Below are 8,409 nucleotides of genomic sequence, written 5' to 3'. Positions count from 1 at the left end.
GAAAAACCACGCTTTTTCCGTAGTGTGAGGGCAGCGTCAGCATTGAGATCGGACACGATTTCAATGCGAATCCGCTCCAGGACATTTTTCGTTTGCAAGGCCTTGCGCCCTGAACCATACGGCCTGTCGTTTCGCGGGAAAAGCGCGGTCGTCCCGTCTGGTTTGGGCCGGGCGGCGATGTGCCGCCGCCTCGCGTTCGGGATGCGCGCGACGTGCCCGTGCCCGCTGTCGCGAACAGAGGTTCCGTCCACGAGGAAATACGCAAGAGCAAAAAAAGGCTTGCCATTTAGTCTGATTTAACATATTGAATTCTTGCCTGTTTTTCCGCAGGCGGCTGTGTGGGGCGCATTCGCCCGTTTACGTGCAGAGACCGGGCGCAAGCCCGTTCAAAAATTGCCGGAAGCGGAGTGGTGTTATCCCGGGGGGGAAGATACGCTGCTCTGCTTCCGGCATTTTTGCGTTTTTCGGATGGGCGCTCTCGCTCCCCACGTCGAACGCTCCGATGTCCCGCGCCGGGCGTGCCCTCTGCCGCGATGTGCCGCCGTCCCGCGTTTTGCCTTTGCAAAAGGTAAAACGCTCCGTCCCGCCCGCCGCGCGCCGTCCCGCCTCCCCAGGGCGGGCGGCTCCCCCCGTCCGGGGGTATTCCTTTACTTTCATCGGGTCCGCGACTATACTTTTTTATATCTGGAAGAGTCGAACGCCGCATGACGGCAGGGGTCGCAAGCTGTCAAAGGAAGAAAGAATGAGCAATGTCATCAAATTCACCAAGATGCAGGGGCTGGGCAACGATTATGTGTACATCAACGGGTTCGCGTCGCATGTGACCGACCCCGGCGCGCTGTCCAAACGGGTGAGCGACCGCCATTTCGGCATCGGTTCGGACGGGCTCGTGCTCATCCTGCCCTCCAACAAGGCCGACGTGCGTATGCGCATGTTCAATCCCGACGGCAGCGAAGCGGAGATGTGCGGCAACGCCATCCGCTGCGTGGGCAAGTTCGTCTTCGACAACGGCCTGTGCACCAAGGACACCATCCGGGTGGAGACGGCGGCGGGCATCCGCATCGTGCGTCTGCTCAAGGACGGCGGCCGCGTCACCGGCGCCACCGTGGACATGGGCGCGCCCGTGCTCGCCCCGGCCGACATCCCGGCCATCCTGCCCGAAGGCGTGGACAAGCCCCAGTTCGTGGACTGCCCGGTCACCGTGGACGGCACCGTCTACCAGGTCACGGCCGTCTCCATGGGCAATCCCCACGCCGTCATTTTCCAGCAGGGCATCGACGAGCTGGATCTGCCCGCGATCGGCCCCAAATTCGAGCATCATCCGCTCTTCCCCCAGCGCACCAATACCGAATTCGTGGAAGTGCTCTCCACCAGCCGCGTGCGTATGCGCGTCTGGGAACGCGGCACCGGCGAGACCCTGGCCTGCGGCACCGGCGCCTGCGCTGTGGCCGTCGCCTGCGTGCTCAATGAGCTGACCGGACGCACCGTGGACGTGGAGCTGCGCGGCGGCGTGCTGCATATCGTCTGGGACAAGGCGGACAACCACGTCTACATGAGCGGCCCCGCCGCCACGGTCTTTGACGGCGAACTGTCGGCGTAAGCGAGGATCGGACATGCTGCGCATCAATCCCAACTTCTGCCGCCTGCAAAGCCAGTACCTCTTTGCCGATATCGCCCGCAAAGTCGCCGCCTTCCGCGACGCCCACCCCGAACGGCGCGTCATCAGCCTCGGCATAGGCGACGTGAGCCGCCCCCTCATGCCCTCCGTCATCACCGCCCTCCACAAGGCCGTGGACGAGATGGGCACGGCCGAAGGCTTCCACGGCTACGGGCCGGAACAGGGCTACGCCTTCCTGCGCGAGGCCATCGTGGCGCAGGACTACGCCCCTCGCGGCGTGAGCCTGCAGGCGGACGAGATATTCATCAGCGACGGCGCCAAATGCGACCTCGGCAACTTTCAGGAACTCTTTGCCCAGGACTGCACCGTGGCCGTCATGGACCCCGTCTACCCCGTCTATGTGGACTCCAACGTCATGGCCGGACGCGCGGGCGAACTGACCGATCAGGGCTGGAACAGCCTCATCTATCTGCCCTGCACGCGGGAAAACGACTTCGTGCCGGACTTCCCCCTCTCCCGCCCGGACATCATCTACCTGTGCTATCCCAACAACCCCACAGGCACGGTGCTCCGCCGCGATGCGCTGGCCGCCTGGGTGGACTACGCCCGCCGCGAAGGCTGCCTCATCCTCTATGACTCCGCCTACGAGGCCTTCATCCGCGAGGACGACGTGCCCCACAGCATCTACGAGATCGACGGCGCGCAGGAAGTGGCCGTGGAATTCCGCAGCTACTCCAAGACCGCCGGTTTCACCGGCCTGCGCTGCGCCTACACCGTCGTGCCCCACGCCGTCCGCATCAATGACGGCACGGGCGGCAAGGTCAGCCTCAATGCCTTCTGGAACCGCCGCCAGTGCACCAAGTACAACGGCTGCCCCTACATCGTCCAGCGCGCCGCCGAAGCCGTCCACAGCGAACAGGGCAAACAGGAATCCCGCGAGATCATCGACGCCTATCTGGCCAACGGCGCCCGCATCGCTGACGCCCTCCGCCGCATGGGACTCGATGTCTACGGCGGCAAGAACGCCCCCTACCTCTGGGTCCGCGTGCCCGGCGATACCACCTCCTGGGGCTTCTTCGACCGGCTCCTCCACAAGGCCGCCCTCGTCTGCACCCCCGGCGTCGGCTTCGGCCTCAGCGGCGAAGGCTACGTCCGACTGACCGCCTTCGGCTCGCCCGACGATACCACCGAAGCCATCGAACGCCTCCGGGCCTTGTAAAAAAACATGCGGGGGACGGAAACCCCGCCGCATCGTCCGTCGCTGCCGATACCGATGCCCGTAACGCCCACGGCGTTGCGGGCATCGGGCTATCTGGGGGGAAGGGGACCCCTTTAGCTAGCGCGTAAAGGGGTCCCCTTCCCCCCAGGCCCCCCATCCCTCCCCCAACGCGCTTTATTCAGGTAGATGCAAGGACAGGGCGACACGCAAGACGCCCCTTCGCCTGCCGGTCCCCCGGTGTCATGCGGGAAGAGGAGAGGGCAGCACGCAAGGCGTCCCTTCCCTTTCGGGCGGCGATCTCCTCCGCGCCCTGCCTCGCTTGCGTCAACAAGGCGAAATCGTCGCCCCCGCTCCGCAAGTGGTACATCGTCCCTTGATGTGGAGGCGGGAGAAACGGCTTTCCGTTGTTGATTCGGCGCAATAGGCGGCAGGGCCGTTGACCATCCGGGGAAAATGTCCCCTTGGCTGCCGGGCGTCATTGTCGCATGTCGTGTACCCTGTCCGCCGCTCTGGGCGGAGGGGATGTCCTTTTTTCGCGCTGGCTGGCGGTCTCCCGGCGGGACGGGGGAAGGGGTAGGGGGGAGAGGCGGCGGACGTTCCGTGCCCTGCCGTTGCGCTGTACGGTTCAGACAAAGCTTTCGTAGCGTTTGGGGCAGCGGAGGCAGGGGGGCGGGGGGGCGTCGTGGCACAGGTCGCCGCGAAAGTCGGCAAACTCCGGGCGTTGCCAGACGTCCAGCGCGTCGTCGTGCGGCAATTGGCCGAATACCCACGGGGACGCCGTGGCCGAGGGCCGGGCGCAGGGCACATTGACGTAGATGCAGGGCGAGATGTTGCCGTCGGCATCCACATAGCAACTTTTGTCGATGTCCTCGCGGCAGGCGTGGATGGGGCGGGATCGCGGCAGCCCGTAGCGGATGCGGCGACCGTCGGCGGCGGCGCGGGCGGCGATCTCTTCCAGCAGGGCACGGGCGGCGGCTATCTTTTCGGTCTCGTCCGGGGCAAAGGCAAGCTGACGGTGTTCCGGCAGCACGGGCATGTCCAGGGTGCTGACCACGCAGACGGGCACGTCCCACTCCCGCATGAGTTCGGGCAGGCGGCGGGCGCTCTCCTCATTGCCCGCCAGCAGCAGATAGGCCAGATGCACGCGCGGGCCGGGTCGGCGCAGGCGTCGTTTGACCGTTTGCAGACAGGTCACGGCCTGTTCCACGCGGGCAAAGGGCACATGTCGTCGGGCCGCATTGCCCGCCTCGTCCGTGCCGGTGAGGGAAAAGGCGAGGATGTCCATACCGCCGCGCACGATGTCCTCGGCCAGCGCTTCATCCATGCGGAGGCCGCAGGTCGTGCTGGAAACGGCACAGCCCGCCGCCCGCGCCAGCGCCACATAGTCCCGGAAGCGCGGATGCAGGAGCGGTTCTCCCCAGCCCTGCAAATGGACGCGGCGACTGCGGCGCATGAGCGGCCAGAGCGCCGCAAAGGTGCTGTCGGCCATGTGACGCGCCCGCCAGGTGTCCGCATGGACGGCACGCGGACAGTAACAGCAGGCCCCCGGACAATGGGAGGTCACTTCCACCTGTATGTGTTGCAGCGGACGGTCGTCCGTCCAGCGCTCCCGCAGCCGCCGCCACCAGCCCGGACGCCGCCGGGCGGCCTCGGCCAGCGGATCGGGGGCTTGCGTCCGTTTTTCCCTGTCTGTCCGCGGCATGGCCCATCGCCTCCATGATGATGGTTTTCGTCCCTCGTACTTTTCCCCAACCTCTTTTCCATCCCGCCGGGAGACCGACAGCCGAAGGGACGGCTTGCGCGTCGCCCAGCCCGTGCATCCTCCCGAATAAAAGCCTTTTCCGTTTGAAACGCTGTGCCGCCTCGCCTGAAAGACGCTCTCTTCCTTCATCCCGCCGGGGGACCGACAGCCGAAGGGACGGCTTGCGTGTCGCCCAGCCCGTGCATCCTCCCGAATAAAAGCCTTTTCCGTTTGAAACGCTGTGCCGCCTCGCCTGAAAGACGCTCTCTTCCTCCATCCCGCCGGGGGACCGACAGCCGAAGGGACGGCTTGCGCGTCGCCCAGCCCGTGCATCCTCCCGAATAAAGCGCGCTGGGGAAGGGATGGGGGGCCTGGGGGGAAGGGGAGCGACCGAATGGCGGCCCGCAGGGCCGTGACCGTTAGGCGACGCAGGAGCCTTACGGGCATCGACAGCAGAGCTACCCCCTCACGCGCTAGCTGAGGGGTTCCCCTTCCCCCCAGACTGACAACGAACGCCAGCGTTCACGCTTTTCGATCGCCGCGCAGGAAGGTGAGCAGGCGCGCCAGCGGGGCGGGGCGGCTGGGGGCGGGGACATCCCAGGCGCATTCCACGAGGGGCAGCCAGGGTTCCGCCAGCCATTTGCGTTTGAAGAAGCGGATGCCGTCATGGATGCCGAGGCCCAGATTGCAGCGGCGTTGACCGCGTCGGGCGGCTTCTTCCAGCAGGGCGAGGAGGAGGGCGTCCGCTGTGCCGGGGGGCGCGTCGGGGCTGCGGAAGGCGAAGAGGTAGAAGGCGGTGGCGTAGGCGGCGTGATCGGCCACGGCCAGCGCGCAGAGGCTGCCGTCGGACAGGCGTCTGGCCGAGTAGCAGCGGGCCGCCGGGCCTGCGGTACGCAGATAGTGTCCGATGCGGGTGAAGAGCAGGGCGGAGGCGTCGGAAAGGGCGCGTTCGCCGGGCTGGTTTTGCAGGCGGCGACCGGCTTCCAGCACGAGGTCCTCGTGTTCGCCCGTCCAGCCTTCGGCGCCGTGCTGCTCGATGCGGATGTCGCGCAGGGCGCGGCGGATCTGATTGCCGAGCTTGCCGCGCGGCGGGGCCACGGGCAGGGGGACGCTCCAGCAGGCGTCCTCGTGACAATGGGCCGAGGGGGGAGCGCAGCGGGGCCGGAAGGGGGCCAGCACCACCAGATGACGTACCCAGGGCAGGGAGGCGGCGAGGGCGGCGGCTTCTTCGATGGACCGGCGTTCCGCAGGGCCGAAGGGCGGCTCCGTGAGCGGGAAGGCGGCCAGCACGAGATGACCGCCCTGCCGCCAGCCGAGGCAGGGGCCTACGCGCAGGGGCCGCATGTCGCTCATGCCGCGCACATAGTGGATGAGCTGCTCGGGGACGAGCGCCCCAAGGCTGAAGTCGCGCCAGTCGCCGTCAGTCATTTCGTGGCCGTCAGTCATCCCGTGGTCGTCAGTCATCGTCACCCTCCCGGGGGCCGCGCAATTTCCGCCGCAGCCGGAAGAACAGGCTCCGGCCCGCGGGGGTGACGGTAAAGCCGTCCTCGCGCAGCATGTGCCGCAGATTGAGCAAATGGGCCGAGCCGACCAGCGCGCAGCAGCCGCCGCGTTCCAGATAGGGGCGCATACGCTCGCGGAAGCGCTGGTCCCGTTCCGCGATCACCTGTCCCGTGCGGGTGGGGAATTCCGTACTGGTGCCCATCATGCCGATGAGGTCCCCGGCCAGATAGGTGCGGACATTGGCCCGCAGGTAGGCGGCCCACTGCCCGCAGGCCCGGAAATGCGCCACGGCCCGCGCGGGGGGCACGCTCTCCAGCGCGGCTATCTGTTCGGAGAGGTCTTCCATGGCGAGCACGCGCCTGCCCATGTCGTGGGCCGTGCGCCAGGCTTCCAGATCGACGGAATACCGCCAGCCGCGCCGTTCCAGATAGGCGCACCAGAGGGAAAAGAAGGCGTACCACGGGCGCGTCCGGCGCAGGAACCAGTCCACATCGGCCTTGTCCGCCGCTTCCATGTTGAGGGCGCGCCAGAAAGGCCCCTCCGGCCCGCGTACCACTCGCGCCAGCGCTGCCCGCTCGGCCGGGGTCAGCAGGTCGTGGAGGCAGGTCCCCGGCGCGGGCGGACGCTTGCCCGCACGGGCGACCGTCTCGAGGCTGTCCTCGTCCAGATGACCTTCAAAGAGGACGGTGTCCACCTCCCGGAACAGGCGCTTGAACGCGCTTTCAAAGGAATAGAGGAAAAAGTGGGCCGTGCCGCCCAGCCAGGACGTGCGGCCGCTCTTCTCCACCTTCCAGAGCATACGGAAAGGACGCTGGACCTGTGCGTGCTCCATCTCGCGCTGCGCCTCGCGCCAGGCGGCGTCCGGGTCGGTGTGCATACTCTCCAGCAGCGCCAGCAGGAAAGCCTCGTCCCGCTTCGGCTCCTCCCAGTCGGCCCGAACGTAGCGCAGGGCCGGACGGCCGCCCCACTTGCGCTTGAAACGGCTGATGCCCGCATTGACGCCAAGCCCCAGATGGATGAAGCGCTTGCCCCGCCGCCGCGCCCGTTCCAGCATGAGCGCAAAGAGCGCATCCGTGGCGTAGGGCGTCGCGTGTTCCCGCGAATGCGCGCCCAGCAGATAGGTGTCGAAATGCGCCGGGGCCTCGTCCATGACAAGGCAGGCGGCCAGATGCCCGTCGGCGTCAAAGGCATTGAGCAGACGGACGCGGCAACGCTCGTCCCGCAGCAGCTCCTCCACCCGCCCGTACAGCGCGCGCACCGACGGCGGCAAGGACGCGCGCCCCAGGAATTCCCCCCACAGGCGACGATGCGCGGGCGTGAACTCCCGTCCGTCCTCCAGCCGCAATGCCGCCCGTGCCCGCGCCAGCGGCGCACGCAGCCGCGCAGGCACCGGAGCCTGCGCCGACAGCACATAATAGCGGTCCGTTTCCGTCGTATGCCCGCGCAACGACGCAGGCAGGCGCGGCGACATGAGATGGAATATCCGCGCCCCGGTGCGGCGCTTCGCCTCCCGAAAGGCCGCCTCGAACGCCGCCGGGGATGTCCCCCCCGTCAGCGCATACCCGATGCCGATGAGCCGCTCCCCGGCATGGAAAAACAAATAGTCCCCCACCCGCAACGGACTGCCCCCCGACGCCACCGCCATCAACGCCGGAGAATGCTCAGGGATGCGGGCCGCAAGATCGACCGCGGACAAGGACGGCGTGTCGTTATCAGCTACGAACGGCTTGACGGAGGATGTCGGCATGGCGGTTCTCCTGCTCAACTCACCATAGCCGCCAACAACACCCCCCGCCAAGCAAAAAATACCCCCACCCCCACCCCTTGTCTTTCTTTCTTCAATACGGCAGATTTATTCTGTTGTGTTGATTTTTGGGGGGAAGAGGGGCCCCTCCGCCCTCCGCTTGCGCGGAAGGCGGTCCATCTGGGGGGAAGGGGAACCCCCTTCGCTAGCGCGCAAGGGTGTTCCCCTTCCCCCCAGCCCCCCCAACCCTTCCCCCAACGCGCTTTATTCAGGAGGATGCAAGGGCAAGGCGACACGCAAGCCGTCCCGTTGTCTGGAAGGTCCCCCGACGGGATGAGGAGAGGGCTTGTTTCCTTCTTTTTTCGGTGTTGGATTGCGGATACTGCCCAGCATCTGGGCGGGGGAGCCTCATCCTTTTTCTTTTTTATCTTCTGCTGGATTGCGGATGCTGCCCGGCGTCCAGGCTTGGTAGCCTGCGCGGCTGGCGGCAGGGGGTGAGAGGGGCAAGCCCCTCTACACCCCCTACGACCCCCGTACACCCCTGTCCGCGTGGCGCAGGGCGTCACTGTCGCATGACGTATACC

Annotated in this window: 5 protein-coding genes; 2 read left to right on the top strand and 3 right to left on the bottom strand. The window is 66.8% G+C overall.

Going from position 1 to position 8,409, the window contains the following annotated elements:
• Positions 1-742 precede the first annotated feature (742 nt).
• Both dapF and Q0K00_RS10475 read left to right on the top strand, forming a co-directional pair.
• A complete protein-coding gene (gene dapF, locus Q0K00_RS10480; RefSeq protein WP_297229305.1) occupies positions 743-1,600 on the top strand; it encodes a diaminopimelate epimerase in 858 nt (285 codons plus the stop codon).
• A gap of 13 nt (positions 1,601-1,613) precedes the next feature.
• On the top strand, positions 1,614-2,837 hold the full coding sequence (locus Q0K00_RS10475) for an LL-diaminopimelate aminotransferase (RefSeq protein ID WP_297229303.1): 1,224 nt from the start codon (positions 1,614-1,616) through the stop codon (positions 2,835-2,837).
• Positions 2,838-3,462: 625 nt separating this feature from the next.
• On the opposite strand, the gene Q0K00_RS10470 is transcribed toward Q0K00_RS10475, so the two are convergent.
• From Q0K00_RS10470 to Q0K00_RS10460, 3 genes are all read right to left on the bottom strand, one after another.
• Positions 3,463-4,539 carry a radical SAM protein gene (locus tag Q0K00_RS10470; RefSeq protein WP_297229301.1) on the bottom strand — a complete coding sequence of 359 codons (1,077 nt, stop codon included), beginning with the start codon at positions 4,537-4,539 and terminating at the stop codon, positions 3,463-3,465.
• A 561-nt stretch (positions 4,540-5,100) separates the two neighbouring features.
• Entirely contained in the window at positions 5,101-6,042 is a 942-nt protein-coding gene (locus Q0K00_RS10465) for a translation initiation factor IF-2 (RefSeq protein ID WP_297229299.1), read from the bottom strand.
• Entirely contained in the window at positions 6,035-7,828 is a 1,794-nt protein-coding gene (locus tag Q0K00_RS10460; protein ID WP_297229297.1) for a TraB/GumN family protein, read from the bottom strand. Before Q0K00_RS10460 ends, Q0K00_RS10465 begins: the two co-directional genes overlap by 8 nt.
• Positions 7,829-8,409 lie beyond the last annotated feature (581 nt).

This window comes from uncultured Desulfovibrio sp., from assembly GCF_944327235.1.
In the GTDB taxonomy this organism is placed as follows: Bacteria; Desulfobacterota; Desulfovibrionia; order Desulfovibrionales; family Desulfovibrionaceae; genus Desulfovibrio.
This window is presented reverse-complemented; position numbering and strand designations above follow the sequence as displayed.

What these genes read in the sequence shown, in the direction of transcription:
- dapF (WP_297229305.1), top strand. Translation starts at nt 743, where the DNA reads ATGAGCAATGTCATCAAATTCACCAAGATGCAGGGGCTGGGCAACGAT.
- Q0K00_RS10475 (WP_297229303.1), top strand. Translation starts at nt 1,614, where the DNA reads ATGCTGCGCATCAATCCCAACTTCTGCCGCCTGCAAAGCCAGTACCTC.
- Q0K00_RS10470 (WP_297229301.1), bottom strand. Translation starts at nt 4,539, where the DNA reads ATGCCGCGGACAGACAGGGAAAAACGGACGCAAGCCCCCGATCCGCTG.
- Q0K00_RS10465 (WP_297229299.1), bottom strand. Translation starts at nt 6,042, where the DNA reads ATGACTGACGACCACGGGATGACTGACGGCCACGAAATGACTGACGGC.
- Q0K00_RS10460 (WP_297229297.1), bottom strand. Translation starts at nt 7,828, where the DNA reads ATGCCGACATCCTCCGTCAAGCCGTTCGTAGCTGATAACGACACGCCG.